Raw genomic sequence first — 18,277 nt, 5'->3', positions numbered from 1 at the left:
AAACCCCTCGGGCCCGACGTTCTACCCAGAGCGCCGGGCCTGATCTTTACTGGAGAGTTGGAAATGACACCCCCTAGCGAACGCAGTGGAGCGGCGATCCTCGTCGATTGCCTCGTTCGTGAAGGCGTCGAGTTCGTTTTCGGCTATCCGGGCGGCGCGGTCCTGCCGATCTATGATGAGCTGTTCGGGGACGAACGCATCCGGCATATTCTCGTCCGTCACGAGGCCGGTGCTGCGCATGCGGCAGAGGGCTATGCCCGTTCCACCGGCAAGCCGGGTGTTGTGCTGGTTACCAGCGGCCCGGGGGCAACCAATGCAGTGACCGGGATCGCCGATGCCTACATGGATTCGATCCCCATGGTCGTCATCACCGGCCAGGTTCCCAGCGGTCTGATCGGCACGGATGCGTTCCAGGAAGCCGATACGGTGGGCATCACGCGGCATTGTACGAAACACAACTATCTCGTGAAGAATCCCGACGAACTCGGACCGACCATTCACGAGGCGTTCCGGATCGCAACATCCGGTCGTCCAGGACCAGTGCTGATCGACATCCCCAAGGATGTACAGATCGCCATGGCCGATGCCGATGCGGCCGAGAAAGCCAAGCCGCTGGCTTCTTTCCGCTACCAGCCTCGCACGGTTGCCCATGCCGAGGAAGTGCTCGATGCCATCGACATGATCGCGGCGGCGCAACGCCCGGTGTTCTACACAGGCGGCGGCGTCATCAACTCCGGCCCCAAGGCCAGCGAAGCGCTGCGGACGCTGCAGTCGCTAACCAATGCACCGCTCACCTCAACGTTGATGGGCCTCGGCGCTTTCCCATCCGATCATCCAGACTGGCTCGGCATGCTGGGCATGCACGGGACGTTCGAAGCCAATATGGCGATGAACAAGGCCGACCTGATCATCGCCGTCGGTGCGCGCTTCGATGACCGGGTGACGGGCAGGCTCAACGCTTTCGCTCCCGAGGCGAAGAAGATCCATATCGATATCGACCGCGCCAGCATCAACAAGATCGTGCCGGTCGATCTCGGTATCGTCGGCGATTGTGGCACCGTGCTTGAGCAATTGATTGCTGCATGGGGTGATCGCAAGCCACAGGACATGGGTGAATGGAAAGCCCGGATCGCGGGCTGGCGGGCGCGCGAGTGCTTGGCCTATCCAGAAAAGAAGGACGCGCTCATGCCGCAGAAGGCGGTCGAGCGCCTCTTCGCACTCACCAGGGATCACGATCCCATCATCACCACGGAAGTTGGCCAGCACCAGATGTGGGCGGCGCAGTACTTCGGCTTCTTCGGCCCGAACAAGTGGCTTACCAGCGGCGGCCTCGGCACAATGGGCTATGGCCTGCCGGCCGCGATCGGAGCACAATTGGGCAATCCCGATAGCCTGGTGATCGATATCGCCGGGGAAGCCTCGATCCAGATGAACATCCAGGAGCTCGGCACTGCGAGCCAGTATCGCCTGCCGGTCAAGATCTTCATCCTCAACAACGAATACATGGGTATGGTCCGCCAGTGGCAGGAACTGACCTATGAGAGCCGCTATTCGAACAGTTATTCCGACAGCCTGCCCGATTTCGTAGCGCTGGCCGAAGCCTATGGCTGGACCGGTATCCGCATCGAGGATGAAGCCGGTCTCGACGCTGGGATCGAAGCCATGCTCGCCGCTGATGGTCCCGTCATCGTTGATTGCCTCGTGTCAAAGGAAGCCAATTGCTTCCCGATGATACCTTCGGGAGCCGCGCATACCGAAATGCTGCTCTATGGCGACCGGGTCGAAGGTACCATGGACGACGAAGCCAAGGCTTTGGTGTAAGGGGCGAGCGCCATGAAAATCACTGCAAAAGCCGCCGAGCGGCACGTTCTTGCCGTTACCGTTGATAACGAGCCGGGTATCCTCGCCAAGATCACCGGCCTGTTCACTGCGCGAGGCTACAATATCGACAGCCTTACCGTGGCGGACATTACCGAAGACCATGCGATCAGCCGCATCACCATCGTCACCAACGGACCGCCCGAGGTGATCGACCAGATCCATGCCCAGCTTGAGCGGCTCGTGCCGGTACACAAAGTGACTGACCTGACCGAAGCAGGTCCACATGTGGAGCGCGAGCTCGCGCTGGTGAAAGTCTCCGGCACGGGCGAGAAGCGTGTCGAGGCCCTGCGCCTCGCCGACATCTTCCGTGCTCGCCCGGTCGATACCACGACCGAGAGCTTCATTTTCGAGATCACCGGCCCGCCCGACAAGGTCGACAGTTTCATTGCCCTGATGCGTGAGCTCGGCCTGGTAGAGGTTGGCCGGACCGGCATCGTCGGGATGATGCGCGGCGCGGAGGCGATCTAGCGCAGCATCAAGAATTTCCACGTCACCCTGAACTTGTTTCAGGGTCCATCTATACTCTAGCGCAAGCGCCGATGGTGAGATGGATGCTGAAACGAGTTCAGCATGGCGGATCATTAAGGGACCAAAGACAATGAAAGTTTACTACGACGCCGATGCCGACCTGGGCCTGATCACAGGCAAGAAGATTGCAGTGCTTGGTTACGGCAGCCAGGGCCATGCCCATGCCCAGAACCTGCGCGACAGCGGGATCAAGGAAGTCGCCATTGCTCTTCGCGAAGGCTCCGCCACCGCCAAGAAGGCCGAAGACGCCGGCTTCAAGGTCTTGAGTAACAAGGAAGCGGCACAGTGGGCCGATGTGCTGATGATCCTGGCACCCGACGAGCACCAGGCGGCGATCTGGGCCGATGACCTTGTCGGCAACATGAAACCCGGCAGCGCCCTCGCCTTCGCCCATGGCCTCAACATCCACTTCGGCCTGATCGAGCCGCCGGCCGATATCGACGTCATCATGATCGCACCGAAGGGTCCCGGACACACCGTACGCAGCGAATACCAGCGCGGCGGGGGCGTGCCGTGCCTCATCGCCGTCCACCAGGATGCAAGCGGCGCGGCCCACGATATCGCCCTCGCCTACGCGTCGGGTGTCGGTGGTGGTCGCTCAGGCATTATCGAAACCAACTTCAAGGAAGAGTGTGAAACCGACTTGTTCGGTGAGCAGGCGGTGCTGTGCGGCGGCATCACCCACCTGATACAGGCCGGGTTCGAAACCCTGACCGAAGCCGGTTACGCGCCTGAAATGGCCTATTTCGAATGCCTCCACGAGACCAAGCTGATCGTCGACCTGCTCTATGAAGGCGGCATCGCCAACATGCGCTATTCGATCAGCAACACCGCCGAGTATGGCGACATCACCACCGGGCCACGCATCATTACCGATGAGACCAAGGCCGAGATGAAGCGCGTGCTGGCGGATATCCAGTCGGGCCGTTTCGTGAAGAACTTCGTGCTCGACAACCGTGCCGGGCAACCGGAACTCAAGGCTGCTCGCAAGGCCGCAGAAACACATCCGATCGAACAGACCGGTGCAAAGCTACGCGGCATGATGCCATGGATTGGCAAGAACAAGCTGGTCGACAAGGCCAAGAACTAGGCGCTTGTCGTTATGCGGAACCTCGGCTGTCCTGCCTTGTTGGGAAGAGGACGGGACAGACCGGAGGTTCGCATGAAGAAAAGACTGCTCGCGCTCGCCCTGCTTGGGGCTGGAACGCTCACTGCCACCACTATCGCCGCGCAGGATGCACCCCAGCCTCCAGGCATCGTCGATGCGAGCCGGGTTCAGGCTGGCAGCTACACCATCGATCCTGCACACACCCAGGTCGGCTGGCGCGTCAGCCATTTCGGCTTCAACGATTATCTCGGCATCTTCGGCCAAGTTACCGGCACCATGACCATGGACCCTGCAGCTATTGAGGAAGCAGGGTTCGACATCACAATCCCGATCGCATCGGTCGCAGTTTCGAGCGATGGTTTAAGGGATCACCTGTTCCGGCCCGGGAAAGACGGAGCAGCACCGGACTTCTTTGGTCCGGATCCCGAACCTGCAAAGTTTGTCTCGACCTCTGTTCGCAAGACCGGCGATACCACCGCGGTCGTATCCGGCATGCTGACGATGAACGGCAAGACCGGACCGGTGACCATGCTTGTTAATCTTACCGGTGCCGGCACCAACCCCTTTAGCAAGAAGGAAACCGTTGGATTTGAAGCTCGGGCAATAATTGACCGGACCGAGTGGGACGTCAATTATGGTATCGGGCTGGTCGGAACGGACGTGGAACTGGATATCAGCGTCGCCTTTGAACGCGACTGAATGCGTGCAACTGGGCCGAAACCCCTACCGTGCGAGGCAACAGCGCGGTAGGGTTCACGCATGACTGCCGATCTCCATTTTGCCTGCAAATGCGGTGCCGTAGCCGGCAAGGTAGAGCATGCTGATTGCAAGCAGGGCGACCACGTCGTTTGTCATTGCACCGACTGCCGCGATCTAGTGCGGCATTTCGGTCAGGAATCCCGGTTCCTTGATGATCACGACGGCACTGCGCTCTACCAGTCGCGCTGCGCCCGGCTTCAGATCGATCGCGGATTGGATGAGCTTGCCGGACTCCATATGACCGATGCGCCGACACTGCGCTGGTACGCGCGCTGTTGTGGAACCCCGATGTTCAATACCTACAAGAACGGGCGTTTGCCCTATGTCACGACCCTGTTGGGAAATTGCGATGTCGAAAGCAGATTGCGTCTGGGAGATCCGTTGGGGCACCTTTTCCTGAAAGATGCCAAGGGCGATACCAGCGGCTTGCCAGAGTTAACAATGAGCAGGCTCCTGCGCAGGTTCTTCACGCGAATGATCAAGGACATTGCGTCCGGCGATCGCCGACGCAATCCTTTGTTCGATGCAAAGACGCTCGAGCCAGTCATAAAACCGCGTCACCTCACGTTTGAGGAACAGCAAGCATTGGGCCGCGCATGAGACTCTCCGATTGCCACAATATCGACGACTTTCGAAAGCTGGCGCAGGCGCGGCTACCGTGGCCGGTGTTCGATTATATCGACGGTGCTGCGGATGACGAGCTCACCAAGGCCAGGAACACCAGTGCCTATGACGATGCCGACCTGGTCCCTGATGTGCTGGCGGGAGTGGCAGAGATCGACACTGGCTGCACGATCATGGGCCGCAGGAGCACCCTTCCCCTGCTGCTCAGTCCCACTGCGGTGCAACGCGCCTTCCATTGGCAGGGCGAGACTGCGGTTGCGCGGGCAGCGGACAAGTATGGCCTGTGGTTCGGTATCTCCAGCCTTGCGACCCGCAGCATCGAGGAAATCGCGGGGCTCACCAGCGGGCCCAAACTATTCCAGCTCTATGTCCACAAGGACAAGGGTCTGAACCAGTCAATGATCGAACGCTGCCAGGCTGCGCAGTTCGATGCACTGGCGCTGACAGTCGACACCATAGTTTCCGGCAAGCGCGAGCGCTGCCTCCGCAGTGGCTTCACCACCCCGCCCCGCTTCTCGCCCAGCGCTGTGTGGAGCTATGCCACGCGCCCGCAATGGACGCTCAACTATCTGCTGCGCGAGAATTTCCGCCTTCCAAATCTGGACACCCATGTCAGCGAAGGTTCGAGCCGGGCAGTTTCTATCGCCGATTATTTCAACACCATGCTCGATACCTCGATGGACTGGGATACGGCGGCAAAGATCAGGCAGGACTGGGGCGGCACCTTTTGCCTCAAGGGCGTGATGAGCGCCGCCGATGCGCGCCGGGCGGTCGAAATCGGTGCCGATGCGATCATGATCTCCAACCACGGCGGACGGCAACTCGATGGCAGTCGCGCGCCCTTCGACCAGTTGCGAGAGATCGTCGATGCGGTCGGCGGTGAGATCGAGATCATCTGTGACGGCGGTGTCCGGCGCGGCACGCATGCGCTCAAGGCCGTCTGTGCCGGTGCAACAGCGGCCAGCGGGGGCAGGCTTTATCTCTATGCCTTGGCTGCAGCAGGCCAGGCTGGAGTCGAACGCGCCGTCGGCATATTGAAGGACGAGATCGAGCGGGGGATGCGATTGATGGGCGTGACAACGACCAGCCAACTGACGCCTGAGCGACTGCGTTGGCGCAAATGAGATGAAAGGAGGAAGAGGCACCTGTGCGATCGCTTCGGGTGCCCCTTCCTCATCGGGCCAAGACAGGGGCCAGGATGGGCCCGTTACCTCCAATCCAGGGTGGGGAAATTCGGAGGCACGAACTGGATAGCGTTACAAAGATGATGCCCTTCTTGCGGGTGACCTAAGTAGTTTCAACGCAGCTTGGAAAAGCACCCCTGAAGCTCGGAAACGAAGAGTTCTGGCTGCTCCCAAGCTGCGAAATGTCCGCCTCTGGCCACATCATTCCAATAGATGAGATTGGTATACCGTCGCTCGGCCCATTTGCGCGGTGCGGGGATGATTTCTTTCGGAAAGGCACTCACGCCGCTGGGAATTGCGACTTCGCCTTCGCCAAATTTGGAAAAACTTTCCCAGTACAGCCGCCCGGCCGAAGCCCCTGTAGCCGGAAGCCAGTAGAGCATGATGTTATCGAGGATCGCATCTTTCGAGAGTGCATCGAACGGCGAACCTGCATTATCGGTCCACGCATACATCTTCTCGAATATCCAGCCCGCCAGTCCAACAGGCGAGTCGACCAACCCGTAGCCAACCGTCTGCGGACGGGTGCTCTGCTGCTTGGAGTATCCCGAATCCCAGTCCTGGTAGAATTGCAGTGCCTTGAGCGCCTTCGCCTCGTCAGGCGCTGGGTTGGCGAGATCGTCCGGGCCGGGCCTGCCGATCGGCATGTTGATATGGATGCCAAGGCAACCCTCGGGAGCCTGGGCACCGATGGCCGTGGTCACTGCAGAGCCCCAGTCTCCACCTTGCGCTACCCATCGCGAATAGCCCAGTCGCTTCATCAGGGCGGACCAAGCCAAAGCGATCTTCTCGACCCCCCATCCGGTCGTGACCGGCTTGGCCGAAAATCCGAACCCGGGGAGCGACGGAATGACGAGGTGGAATGCCTGTCCCTTTGCGGGTTCTGTGAGCAGCGGGATGACATCGAAGAATTCCCTCACAGAACCCGGCCAACCATGCGTTAGAACCAAGGGAAGCGCGTCTTCTTGTGAGGACCGTATGTGAAGGAAATGGATGTCGAGCCCTTCGATCTCTGTCACAAATTGCCCGAAATTGTTGAGCTTTGCTTCGCAGGCCCGCCAGTCATAACCGTCACGCCAGTACGCCACGAGGTCTTGCAAATCTGCCAGCGGTGTCCCCTGCGACCAGTCATCTACCGTCTCCGGTTCGGGCCAGCGGGTATCATCGATCTTCCGGTGGAGGCGATCGATCTCTGCTTGCGAAACATCGAGCGTAAAGGGACGAATATCGCTCATGCAGCATCCCCTGTCGCCTTCTTCGAAGCTGCTAACACGCGCGAAACATCGGCCAGCAGGATGGTGCTGGTTGCCTTGGCGAGGACAGTTCCATCCTTGTCTCTGAGGTGGCCCTCGTAAAAGCTGGTGCGTTTGCCGTGTCGCTCGACCCATGCCTCGGCAATGACCGGGCCGGGACGCGTCGGCGCAAAATAACTAACCTTGAGTTCGAGCGTCATAGGTACGATGCCTTCGCCGTTCCTGGCCATTGCAGCGTGCGCCATTGCAGCGTCGATCCACCCGCTGATGAAGCCGCCTTGCACCACCCCTCCCGAATGGCATTGCTCTCGCTTAGCTTCATACTCCAGGCTCGCACGCCCTGCCGGATCTACATCAATAATCCGGACCAGCCCCATGGTTTCGTAGAGGGAATGGGTGACTTCGTTCTCTCCAGTGGACTCTTCGGACATGGCAGGCCTTCTTGTGGTGAAAGATAATTACCTGCGATGCCGCTTGAGCTTTGCCTTTACAAGCCCTCACCTTGTCCGCATACAGCCTGCATGGCTACGAAGATCGGACTGCTTATTCGACTTACACGCCCTTGGGCGTGACGTTCGGCGTGCGATAAGAGCGCGCCACGCGCTCAAGGGGTATCGCAGCAGCACCTGACCAGATTTCGAAAAGCCGAGACCATGAGTACCCAGCCCCAAAATCGCATGCGCAATATGTTGAGCGATCCGTCCGGTAAGTATCGCCCATTCCCGCAGATCGACTTGCCTGATCGTCAATGGCCGAGCCGCACCATCGGCAGCCCGCCGCGATGGCTCAGCACCGACCTGCGCGACGGCAACCAGTCGATCATCGACCCGATGGATGCGGTGAAGAAGAACCGCTTCTTCGACCTGCTGGTGGAAGTAGGGATCAAGGAAATCGAAGTCGGCTTCCCCAGCGCCGGGGCAACCGAGTTCGACTTCATTCAGGGCCTGGTGCGCTCAGGGCGTATTCCCGACGACGTGCTGGTGCAGGTTTTGACGCAGAGCCGCGAAGAGCTGATCCGTACCAGCTTCGCAAGCCTCGACGGTGCGCGTGCTGCGATTGTCCATCTCTACAACGCGGTCAGCCCTGCCTGGCGGGAAATCGTGTTCGGCATGACAACCGACGAGGTCGTCGGGGTCGCGATCAAGGGGGCACAGGTTCTCGCAGACGAAGCCGACAAGCGCCCGAACACCGAGTGGCACTTCGAGTATTCGCCCGAGACCTTCTCCACCGCCGAAATCGATTTCAGCATCGAGGTTTGCGCAGCAGTGATGGAAGTGCTCCAGCCCACACCCGAAAGGCCCATCATCCTGAATCTGCCGGCTACGGTCGAGGCAGCAACCCCCAATATCTACGCCGACCAGATCGAATATTTCTGCCGTCACCTGCCGAATCGCGAGAGAGCGATCATCAGCCTGCACACCCACAATGATCGCGGCACTGGCGTCGCAGCAGCGGAACTCGGCTTGATGGCAGGGGCTGATCGCGTTGAAGGGTGCCTGTTCGGCAATGGCGAGCGGACCGGCAATTGCTGCCTCGTGACCATGGCGCTCAACATGTACACGCAAGGGGTAGATCCGGGCCTGGATTTCTCCGACATCGATCGCGTCATCGAAACGGTCGAATATTGCAATCAGATCCCCGTGCACCAACGCCACCCCTATGGCGGTGAACTGGTCTACACAGCCTTCTCCGGTAGCCACCAGGACGCCATCAAGAAGGGCTTCGCCGCGCACGAGCGCCAAAACGACGAGCGTTGGCGGGTGCCATACCTCCCGATCGACCCGGCTGACCTCGGTCGCAATTACGAAGCCGTGATCCGGGTCAATTCGCAAAGCGGCAAAGGCGGTTTCGCTTGGGTGTTGGAGCAGGATCAGGGCCTCAAGCTCCCCAAGAAAATGCAGGCCGATTTCTCACCACATGTGCAGGAAATGGCCGACCGGCTCGGGCGTGAGCTCAACGCGGCTGATATCTGGCAGACTTTCAAGACCGCCTATCATGTTCAGACCCACCCCAAGCATTTCCAGCTGGTGAGCTACGAAGAAAGCCGTGCCAGCGACGGCACCCGCTTGTTTGCCGGAACAATTGCAGTTGACGGCAAGGAGCAAAGCGTGAGCGGGCGCGGTAACGGCCTGATCTCCAGCGTCATGGCAACTCTACGTGCAGCTTTCGGAGTCCAGCTAGAAGTACTCGATTATACCGAGCATGCCCTTGGGACAGGGACCGATGCCCGTGCGGCCGCCTATCTCGAGTGTCGCACGCCGGAAGGCAAAACCATCTGGGGTTGCGGGATCGACGAAGACGTCGCCACGGCCAGCGTCCGAGCGGTGCTGAGCGCGGCCAATGGATCGGTTGGTTCCCCTACAACCTAGCTGCGGTTGACCTGTGAAAGACTGGCGACGAAATTGTCAGCATGGAGTTTGAGCTCGGCAATATCGCCGTCCAGCTCGCCAGCGCTCTGGGTCACTGTCCCGAGATCGAAGGCAATGCCTTCAACCATGCTGGTGATCTGGGCCATGACATTGGTCGAGGCTTCCGCGCTGGTCGCAGTTTCGTCCACGCAAGCCGCGATGCGGGTCACATTTGAGGACTGCTCCTGCATGATGTCGGTCAAACGGTCGGCCGAACTGCGGATCTGGTCGAAGGTGGCCAACATTTCACGGTTTGAATCTGTCGAGTTTGCCGCCACTTCCTCAATCGCACCGAGGCGATCGGCGATTTCATCTGTCGCGCGGGCGGTCTTACCGGCCAGATCCTTGATCTCATTGGCCACGACAGAGAAACCTCGCCCTGCCTCACCTGCGCGCGCCGCCTCGATGGTGGCATTCAGCGCCAGAATGTTGGTCTGTTCAGTGATGGCCTTGATCAGCTGCAGGATTTTTTCGATCGACGTACTGTGATCAGCGAGTTGATCGGCATTATGAGCGGCCTTGTCCGCTACCGATGTGGCGCTGTGCAGCGAGGAAACGGTCGCTGCGAGATCATGCTTGATGGTTTCGATGGTATCCTTGATCCCGCCGGACGTCTGAGCCGCTTCGGCCATCGCGCTATACGATTGCTGCGAGGACGCTGCGACTTCGCTCGCCAAATTGAGCAGCTGGTTGGTCATATTGGCGGCTTCTTCGCATTGCTCGCGCGAAGAACGGCTCTTGGTGACGGCTTCTTCGACGGCAGACGCGATCTCGCTACGGAACTTTTGCGCCTGCTCTGCCGCCTTGGCGCGGTAGGCCGCATGATGTTCCTGCTGGATTGTCGACATCATGATCTCGGATTCAAGCGCAGCAACACGCATGAACTGTTCCACCAGGTATTGGCCCTCGGAAACACTGTCTGCGCCGGCAAAGATGATTGCGGCGGACTGGCGCTGTGAGCGGCTCAGGGCCCCGAGATTGGCGTATGCGTCAGTGCCGAGCTTGTACTGCATCTGGCCCATCTTACGCACGCGGGCGATCCATTCACCGTCGATTGGCGGGGTATATTTATTGGCGCTGTAAGCAGCAGTCTTGCCGATCTGGAACTCACGCTGTTCAGGGGTCACCATCAGGCCGGCAAAATCCAGAAAGTGATCAAGATATGTGGTAGCCAGTTCGCGTGCATGCGGACGAAGCAAGTCGGCGATCTTGACGAAGGCTTCATTGGCCTTGTCCGAAACTCCGAAGGATTTAAGGCGTTCTGCATCTTCAGCTGCCTGCAGATCGATCTTCTCGTGGTGCACCTGTCCTCTCCCGATTTCCCACCGGGCACCTGTTAGACAATATTGCCTAACGGGGTCTTAACCTCCGCGCTTTTCGTCAAACTGGTATGGAGATAAGTTCAACCGGCCAGTTCGACAAGGCCACCAGCATTGCACACGCGGATCCTGCTGTAGTTCCGCTGCACCAACCCCTCACGTTCGAGGGCCCCCAAGACCTGGCCAACAGTCACGCGTGAAACCCCTATGAAATCGGCCAGTTGCTGCTGGGTTATCTCCAGATCCTGTCCCTCTTCCAAAACCAGGTCTGCAAGGACGCGAGCGATGCGGGCCTTGGCGGAAAGGCTGGAGTCGACTTCAATCCTGTCCAATGCCAGACGCATCTTGTGCGCCATCGCGCTGAGCAACCAGCGCGCAAATTGCGGCTCATCTTCAAGCAATCCGTCAATTTGGGGCAGTGGAACCCACACCAAGGTGGCGCTGCCTTCAGCGAAGGCGTTCATCTGTTGGAGCAAGCCAGTGAAGCAAGCCAGTTCGCCAATGAGGTCGCCACTACCGAGGACGCCATAGAGGATACGTTCCCCTTCCCTGGTGAACCGACAGGCCATTACCTGTCCTTCTTCTATCAACCAGAACCCCTTCGGCGGGTCACCTCGGTGAAGCACTTGCGTGCCATGGTCAAAGACCTGACGGCGACCGGCCTCCACCAGAATCGCAAAGATGTCACCTTCCGCCCTGGTCGGCCCAATGTTCGAGAAATGATAAGTCCTTTGCATTCTTAGTCGTGATGCACGGCTAGATAACAGATGACAAGTTCAATCGATTCGGGAGAGGATCATCGCGATGACCGACGTGCTCGACAAGACCGCCGCCTTCCACACCATGACCGAAGGCACGCAGGAAGACTGGGACATCATCATGTCGCACATGAAGCCCTTCGCGCAGAGCGGCGGTGCGCGCGTTCTCGATCATTTGCGCCTGCTCGAAGGCGACTGCGGCGGGTTTGCCGTCGACCGGCTGACACACTGCCTGCAGACAGCTACCCGCGCCTATCGCGACGGCAAGCCCGAAGACTATGTGGTGATGGCCCTACTACACGACATCGGCGATACGCTCGGAGCCTATAACCACGCCGATATCGCCGCTGCGATCATGGAGCCTTTCCTCTCGGAAGAATTGCACTGGATCGTCAAGCACCACGCCATTTTCCAGGGCAACAACTTCTTCCATTTCATCGGGCTCGATCCGGACATGCGAGACAAATATGCCGACTCGCCCTATTTCGAGGCGACGAAGGAATTCATCGACAAGTACGATTGCCCGGCCTTCGATCCGGACTACGACACGCTGCCCTTGGAATTCTTCGAACCGATGGTGATGCGTCTGTTTGAACGTCCGCGCGCCAGCGTGTACAAAGCCGCCGTAGATTGATTGCAGGAACATTAGAGGAGCAGCCCGATGGCCACAGTACTCGAAACCAAGAGCGCCAATGACGACAGCCACATCCGCGGCTCCGTCAGCGAAGAAGAATGGCAGGTCCGCGTCGACCTCGCCGCCGCCTATCGCCTTGTGGCATATTACGGGTGGGACGATTTGATTTTCACCCACCTCTCGGCCCGCGTGCCGGGGCCCGAGCATCATTTCCTGATCAATCCGTATGACATGATGTTCGACGAGATCACCGCTTCCTCGCTGGTAAAGATCGACGTCGAGGGGAAGCCGGTGCTGCCGACCTCGCACCCGGTCAACCCGGCCGGCTTCACCATCCATTCGGCACTGCACATGAATTGCGAAGATGCGCACGCGGTGATGCACCTGCACACGCCCGCCGGGCAGGCCGTGAGCGCGATGAGCGACGGGCTGATGGAGCATACCCAGACTGGCATGATCGCCCGCGCGGACATCGCCTATCACGAGTATGAAGGCATCGCGACCGATCTCGAGGAGCGCGAGCGCCTGGTGCAGGACATGGGCGACAAGCACGTGATGATCCTGCGCAACCACGGCACGCTGGCCATCGGCAAGACTGTCGCCGAATGCTTCTTGCGGCTTTATTTCGTCGAGCGCGCCTGTGATGCGCAGGTCAAGATGCTCGCCGGCGGTCGCGAGATGCTGCACAATCCGCCGCAAGGTACGCCGGAGAAGGTCCGGGAGCAGACCAAGCCCGAAGGTATGGGAATGGTAGCCAACATGTTGGCCTGGCCGGCGCTGCTGCGGAAACTGGACCGTATGGATCCGAGCTTCCGCGACTAGATCGCGGGTAACTCATCGCAAAAGGGCCGGACATGAGTTCCGGCCCTTTTCAATTCATGAGTATGAAATGTAGCTCTAGCTCGTCTCGCTTCGTTCGAGCAGGATCTCGACCCCGCGACGGTCTTTCAGGCGCATGCGGTCGCCTTCGACGAGATAGGTCAGCACCAGGTCCGTGCCGCGGATGTAGATCTCTTTCTCGTTGATCTCGAAATCCTGGTAGATTTCTTCGCCCTTGTTGCGACCCTTGGTACGCTGGGTGATGAATTCACCATACCTGGTGAGTTCGACCAGGTCCCCGCTATCGAGGTCTTCGACACCTGCAGTCCGCAAGACGCGCCATTCCCCAACCGCTGTCATTGGCTTGAGGGCCTTGGGTAACTCGCCGGAGAAACCGGCAAGATATGCCGCGCGGTCGCGCAATCCGGTAACCAGTTCAACTTCCTTGTCGAAGCCCTTGAGCCCGGCCTGCTCGATACGTTGGCTAAGGCCATTGAGCGCGTGATAGACTGCTTTCTTGTCCCCGCCCTTGTGATGAATGGCGAGCGCGTCACTAAGCGTAAGGTATTCATCGACCAGCATTTGCGCGGCCAGCAAGCGCTCTGGGGGTGCATCAGCGATGGGCATGACAGCGACGCTATCTGCTTCCTGTTTGCCGGAAATCGCATCGGTATAGGCTATCGAGACCTGCGCCGGTGCGACGCCTCCCAGGTCCTTCACCGGCAGATATTCAAGTCCACTGGCCTTGCCGAGGGTTGCGTAAATGCCGCCACCATTGCTGGACAGGAACGCGCTGCCAATAGTCACGGTGATGGTCCCGTCATCTGCCTGGGTCATCAGGTTGGCAGGAACTCCGAATACTCCAGTCACTTTGTAACCGTCGGCCGGGTCAATGCTGATCGCAACATCGTGCGCGACCTCGCCGACCATGTTGTAGAGTTCCTTTGCAAACAGCGCAGATGCATCGCCTTCACGGTCGACAAAGAACAGGTTCCCGCCACGCACGCTGGAAACCTTGGTCGCCAGCTGGGCATCGAAGTGGACGCCCACGCCGATGGTGGTCAGGCCCACACCGCGCCGCGAACCTTCGGTCGCAAGGCCCATGAAGCCTTCGGGAGCCGTATTGCCGACGTTGGGATTCTCGTCGGTGAACAGCATCAGCCGGGTCTTTCCGCGCGCCGTCTCGAGCTCCTTGAACGCGGTCGCGTAGCCCAGCTTGAGGCCGGCCTCCATATAGGTGGACCCGTTTATCTCGATCCCCGTGATGGCCCGGTTGATGTCAGCAACATTGCCGGCAACATCCGTCACCGGCAGGTGGACGACGGTGTCGCTACCGTAGATGACAATCCCGAAGCGATCGCCTTCGCGCAGGTTGCGGACGACCGAACGCAGCCCTTCCTTGACCCGCGCAAGCGGCTCGCCCGACATGGAGCCGGAACGGTCGACCACCGCGATCAGGCTGACCGGTTCGCCTTTGTAGGCTTCTTCGTCTACTCCGCTCTCGAAACCCAGGCCGATAAACAGGTCATCCTGCGGCCTGCCGGGAAGCGCGGCGGGCATGGAATGCGCGGCAACGCAGAAGAGCTGGTCGCAATCACGCACGCTCGGCAGGGTCAGGTCATGCTCGCCCAACAGCCCCTCCATAGTGAGGCTTGATGCGGGAGGGAAAAAGTTGCCATCCAGCGAGACCGAACGGAAATGTTTGATGTCCTGTGCACCGCCCTGACGGATGCGGGTAGCCGTTACGATAATTGTCCCTGACGAATAGTCCTCATCATCCTCAGTAGGCGCAGAGTCCTGAGCGGAAAGGGGGATGCCGCCTATCAGGAGCGCAGCACAGGTAGCTCCGAGAGCAAGGTGACGCTTCAATGTAGAATAACCCATTGTTCTTCTCCCCAAAATCACATGGGAGGTTACAACATTTCATGCCCGCTGGCGAGTGCTATCGCATTGCACAATGCAACTATTGCCGGAGCAACAATATTGCGTCGAAAGACATCTTGTCCGGAGCCTTCGCCTGGAGTTGATGGTATCGAACCCAAACGGCCTCGTTTCTCGCCTTCGGCGACCCCACGTCAGGACAGCCCCCACCCCCATCTGCCCACAGCATCAGGCCGGCGAGGTACCATGCAGCCACCCCCTTCCAATCTCCCGGACAGTGTTCCATGTGTTCCACCTGACGGATTTCACGGGAGAGGAAGCCCAGCATGACCGAATCGATTCTCGAACCTGACCTGCCGATCATCGATCCGCATCACCACCTGTGGGACCTCAGGCCAATGCTCCCTGCCCTGCAGGAACCACATCATGATTTCATCGCCGCTTTGATTGATGCCGCTTACTACACCTTCGATGAGTTGCAGGCAGATACCAAGGGCGGAATTCCAGGCGGCCATAACATCGTCGGCACCTGCTTCATGGAATGCGGAGCATTCTACAATGGTGCCTATGGGGAGGCTAAGAAAGTTGTCGGCGAGGTAGAATTCGTCAACGGTGTCGCCGCACAGGGGGCAAGTGGCATCTATGGAAGCTATCGTCCGTGCCATGCCATACTTGGCCATGCCGATTTGTTGTTGGGCGATGGTGCAAGGCCGGTCCTCGAAGCCCTCATGGCTGCTTCTCCTCGCTTCAAGGGTATCCGCCATCAAGGTGCGTGGGACGCTGATCCTGCGGTCCTGGGTGCACCCTTCCATGCACCAGAGGGCCTGTATCGGGACAGCACCTTCCGCACAGGTTTCAAACACGTGGGTGAATTGGGACTGACTTTCGATGCCTGGGTGCTGGAGCCGCAGATTGGGGATGTCACCGATCTTGCCCGAGCCTTCCCGGACCAGCCCATCGTACTCGACCACTGCGGGACACCACTCAACATCGCCAGCTATCGTGGCACCCTGCATGAAAACTTCGACCGTTGGCGCCATGCGATCCATGAACTGGCCGAATGCCCCAATGTTTCAATCAAGCTCGGTGGTCTTGCCATGGCGTTCTGTGGCCTGCCGGAAGATGGTCCCGCCATGGGCTACGGCTCGGAGCATTTGGCGGCGCTGTGGCGCCCCTACATCGAAACTTGCATAGAAGCCTTTGGACCCGAGCGCGGGATGTTTGAAAGCAATTATCCGGTCGATCGATGGGGTGCGAGTTACGACGTGTTGTGGAATTCCTTCAAACGTCTCGCACGCGGCCACTCTGATGACGAGAAGCGTGCACTGTTCGCCGGTACTGCGGCGAGAGTCTATGACATCGAAGACCTGCTCGCGTAGATCACAGCTCCCCCTCGACAACAGCGACGCTACCGCATAAGCGCTGCGATCAATTGCAAAACAAAACCGGAGTTCACTGGATGCCGCTTCCCGCCCCGTTCGACAAACTGCGCCTCCCTGTCATCGGTTCGCCGCTCTTCATCGTCTCCGGGCCGGAGCTCGTCATTGCCCAGTGCAAGGCGGGGATTATCGGCAGTTTCCCCGCGCTCAATGCCAGGCCGCAATCCCTTCTTGATGAATGGCTGCACCAGATTACCGAGGAACTGGCCAAGCATAACCGGGAAAACCCGGATCGTCCGGCGGCGCCCTTTGCCGTCAATCAGATCGTCCACAAGTCCAACGACCGGCTCGATGCCGACATGGCAACTTGCGAGAAATGGCAAGTGCCCATGGTGATCACCTCGTTAGGAGCACGGACCGAGGTTTTTGACGCCGTCAAGAATTGGGGCGGGATCACTTTGCATGACGTGATCAACAATCGCTTCGCTCAGAAAGCTATCGAGAAAGGTGCGACGGGCCTGATCCCGGTCGCCGCTGGGGCCGGCGGCCATGCAGGCACCCAGTCTCCTTTCGCGCTGATGCAGGAAATTCGCGAATGGTTTGACGGGCTTGTCGCACTGTCGGGAGCAATCGCTCACGGTCGCTCGGTCCTGGCTGCGCAAGCGCTTTCCGCCGACTTTGCCTATATCGGCAGTGCATGGATCGCCACGCATGAAGCAAATGCCGACCCGGGGTACAAACAAGGCATCGTTGAGGGGAGCGCCGAAGGCATCGTCTACACCAACCTGTTTACCGGCGTGCACGGCAACTACCTGCGCTCCTCGATCGAAAGCTCGGGACTCGATCCCGACAACCTGCCGGAAAGCGATCCGTCCAAGATGAACTTCGGCAGTGGTGGTAACACCAAGGCCAAGGCATGGAAGGATATATGGGGATCGGGCCAGGGGGTCGGTGCGGTCAAGGCTGTCGAAACTGTTGAAGAGCGCGTTGCCAGGCTGGAGGCCGAATATCTCGCTGCCCGCGATGCGCTTCTGGCCAATTCAGCTCCCTACGGCTGAGACCGGAATCTAACCAGCCCCGACGAGAACGGTCTTCCCGTCGGGTGTGGGAACGAGCTGAAGCACTGACCCATCTGGTGCTATGGCATGCTCCGCTTTCGTTAGTGCCCCGCGGTGGACCAACTGGCTGACGATACGCAGGGCCAGCAGGCTCGCTTGATGCCGGTCTCCAACCAATCCCGGATGTATCTCCAGCTCCTGGCCCGTAAAGTATGCCAGCCCACAGGTTTCAAGCGCACCCTCACTATTGCTCTTCAGCGAAGCGAAGAGGTAATCGGGTAGAACACCGTCCTTGAACCAACGGTCGACCAGCTGCACGAATGCATCACACGAGATGACTGTTCCTGAGGCAGCCCAGCAAACGCCGCGACAGGCATCCAGCGACACACTCAGCTTGGCAGCGACATCGAGAAAGCCCCGCAACACGGGGAGAGTGGAGCTCCCCGCACGGATATGGGGACCAAACGCCAAGCCGACACAACGGAGCGCCTCGGCATGCTTGTGATCCGGAATTCCGAGCCAGCTTTGTATGCGCGGCAAAGCCGCTGGCTTGCCAGGGGCGAGGCCCGACAGATCGAAGGTCAGCCCTTCATAGTGCAACTCGATCCACAGCGTATCCGGACCATTTAATCCATCAGTTCCATGTTCGGAGCCCAGAGGGTCTAGCGAAATCGAAACGCCTTC

General features: G+C 59.3%; 17 protein-coding genes. 11 read left to right on the top strand and 6 right to left on the bottom strand.

Annotation, left to right across the window (positions count from 1 at the left end):
- Positions 1 to 63 precede the first annotated feature (63 nt).
- The 6 genes from ilvB (at position 64) to QPW08_RS08415 (ending at position 6,024) form a co-directional block, all read left to right on the top strand.
- Entirely contained in the window at positions 64 to 1,821 is a 1,758-nt protein-coding gene (gene ilvB / locus QPW08_RS08440) for a biosynthetic-type acetolactate synthase large subunit (RefSeq protein ID WP_284125289.1), read from the top strand.
- Between the two features lie 12 nt (positions 1,822 to 1,833).
- Positions 1,834 to 2,349: an acetolactate synthase small subunit gene (gene ilvN / locus QPW08_RS08435; RefSeq protein ID WP_284125287.1), complete on the top strand. Its 516-nt coding sequence runs from the start codon at positions 1,834 to 1,836 to the stop codon at positions 2,347 to 2,349.
- Positions 2,350 to 2,479: 130 nt separating this feature from the next.
- On the top strand, positions 2,480 to 3,499 hold the full coding sequence (ilvC, locus tag QPW08_RS08430; RefSeq protein ID WP_284125286.1) for a ketol-acid reductoisomerase: 1,020 nt from the start codon (positions 2,480 to 2,482) through the stop codon (positions 3,497 to 3,499).
- Between the two features lie 72 nt (positions 3,500 to 3,571).
- Complete coding sequence (locus QPW08_RS08425) at positions 3,572 to 4,216, top strand: YceI family protein (RefSeq protein WP_284125285.1); 645 nt, start codon at positions 3,572 to 3,574, stop codon at positions 4,214 to 4,216.
- Between the two features lie 60 nt (positions 4,217 to 4,276).
- On the top strand, positions 4,277 to 4,876 hold the full coding sequence (locus QPW08_RS08420) for a DUF6151 family protein (RefSeq protein ID WP_284125284.1): 600 nt from the start codon (positions 4,277 to 4,279) through the stop codon (positions 4,874 to 4,876).
- Entirely contained in the window at positions 4,873 to 6,024 is a 1,152-nt protein-coding gene (locus QPW08_RS08415) for an alpha-hydroxy acid oxidase (protein ID WP_284125283.1), read from the top strand. The genes QPW08_RS08420 and QPW08_RS08415 overlap by 4 nt, the downstream gene beginning before the upstream one ends.
- A gap of 173 nt (positions 6,025 to 6,197) precedes the next feature.
- Here QPW08_RS08415 and QPW08_RS08410 read toward each other — a convergent pair whose 3' ends face one another.
- Together QPW08_RS08410 and QPW08_RS08405 are read right to left on the bottom strand one after the other, a co-directional pair.
- Positions 6,198 to 7,319: an epoxide hydrolase family protein gene (locus QPW08_RS08410; RefSeq protein WP_284125282.1), complete on the bottom strand. Its 1,122-nt coding sequence runs from the start codon at positions 7,317 to 7,319 to the stop codon at positions 6,198 to 6,200.
- Positions 7,316 to 7,768 carry a PaaI family thioesterase gene (locus QPW08_RS08405; RefSeq protein WP_284125281.1) on the bottom strand — a complete coding sequence of 151 codons (453 nt, stop codon included), beginning with the start codon at positions 7,766 to 7,768 and terminating at the stop codon, positions 7,316 to 7,318. Before QPW08_RS08405 ends, QPW08_RS08410 begins: the two co-directional genes overlap by 4 nt.
- Positions 7,769 to 8,023: 255 nt before the next feature.
- Between QPW08_RS08405 and leuA the strand changes: the two genes are divergently transcribed.
- A complete protein-coding gene (gene leuA / locus QPW08_RS08400; protein ID WP_284126321.1) occupies positions 8,024 to 9,706 on the top strand; it encodes a 2-isopropylmalate synthase in 1,683 nt (560 codons plus the stop codon).
- Here the strand turns inward: leuA and QPW08_RS08395 are convergent.
- Together QPW08_RS08395 and QPW08_RS08390 are read right to left on the bottom strand one after the other, a co-directional pair.
- Positions 9,703 to 11,049 carry a methyl-accepting chemotaxis protein gene (locus QPW08_RS08395; RefSeq protein WP_284125280.1) on the bottom strand — a complete coding sequence of 449 codons (1,347 nt, stop codon included), beginning with the start codon at positions 11,047 to 11,049 and terminating at the stop codon, positions 9,703 to 9,705. The two genes, leuA and QPW08_RS08395, sit on opposite strands and share 4 nt — an antisense overlap.
- A gap of 98 nt (positions 11,050 to 11,147) precedes the next feature.
- Positions 11,148 to 11,732, bottom strand: coding sequence for a Crp/Fnr family transcriptional regulator (locus QPW08_RS08390; RefSeq protein WP_284125279.1), 585 nt, complete (start codon positions 11,730 to 11,732; stop codon positions 11,148 to 11,150).
- Between the two features lie 136 nt (positions 11,733 to 11,868).
- On the opposite strand from QPW08_RS08390, the gene QPW08_RS08385 reads away from it, so the two are divergent.
- Positions 11,869 to 12,456, top strand: a complete 588-nt coding sequence (locus QPW08_RS08385) for an HD domain-containing protein (RefSeq protein WP_284125278.1) — start codon at positions 11,869 to 11,871, stop codon at positions 12,454 to 12,456.
- A 27-nt stretch (positions 12,457 to 12,483) separates the two neighbouring features.
- Complete coding sequence (locus QPW08_RS08380) at positions 12,484 to 13,278, top strand: class II aldolase/adducin family protein (protein WP_284125277.1); 795 nt, start codon at positions 12,484 to 12,486, stop codon at positions 13,276 to 13,278.
- Positions 13,279 to 13,353: 75 nt separating this feature from the next.
- Here the strand turns inward: QPW08_RS08380 and QPW08_RS08375 are convergent, their stop codons facing one another.
- Entirely contained in the window at positions 13,354 to 14,907 is a 1,554-nt protein-coding gene (locus tag QPW08_RS08375) for a vWA domain-containing protein (RefSeq protein ID WP_284125276.1), read from the bottom strand.
- 575 nt (positions 14,908 to 15,482) lie between these two features.
- On the opposite strand from QPW08_RS08375, the gene QPW08_RS08370 reads away from it, so the two are divergent.
- Together QPW08_RS08370 and QPW08_RS08365 are read left to right on the top strand one after the other, a co-directional pair.
- Complete coding sequence (locus tag QPW08_RS08370) at positions 15,483 to 16,535, top strand: amidohydrolase family protein (RefSeq protein WP_284125275.1); 1,053 nt, start codon at positions 15,483 to 15,485, stop codon at positions 16,533 to 16,535.
- Positions 16,536 to 16,615: 80 nt separating this feature from the next.
- Positions 16,616 to 17,593, top strand: coding sequence for an NAD(P)H-dependent flavin oxidoreductase (locus tag QPW08_RS08365; protein ID WP_284125274.1), 978 nt, complete (start codon positions 16,616 to 16,618; stop codon positions 17,591 to 17,593).
- A 9-nt stretch (positions 17,594 to 17,602) separates the two neighbouring features.
- Here the strand turns inward: QPW08_RS08365 and QPW08_RS08360 are convergent, their stop codons facing one another.
- The gene (locus QPW08_RS08360; protein WP_284125273.1) at positions 17,603 to 18,019 is read right to left on the bottom strand and encodes a hypothetical protein; all 417 of its coding nucleotides are present in this window, start codon (positions 18,017 to 18,019) and stop codon (positions 17,603 to 17,605) included.
- Positions 18,020 to 18,277 lie beyond the last annotated feature (258 nt).

The organism is Parerythrobacter aestuarii, assembly GCF_030140925.1.
In the GTDB taxonomy this organism is placed as follows: domain Bacteria; phylum Pseudomonadota; class Alphaproteobacteria; order Sphingomonadales; family Sphingomonadaceae; genus Parerythrobacter; species Parerythrobacter aestuarii.
This window is presented reverse-complemented; position numbering and strand designations above follow the sequence as displayed.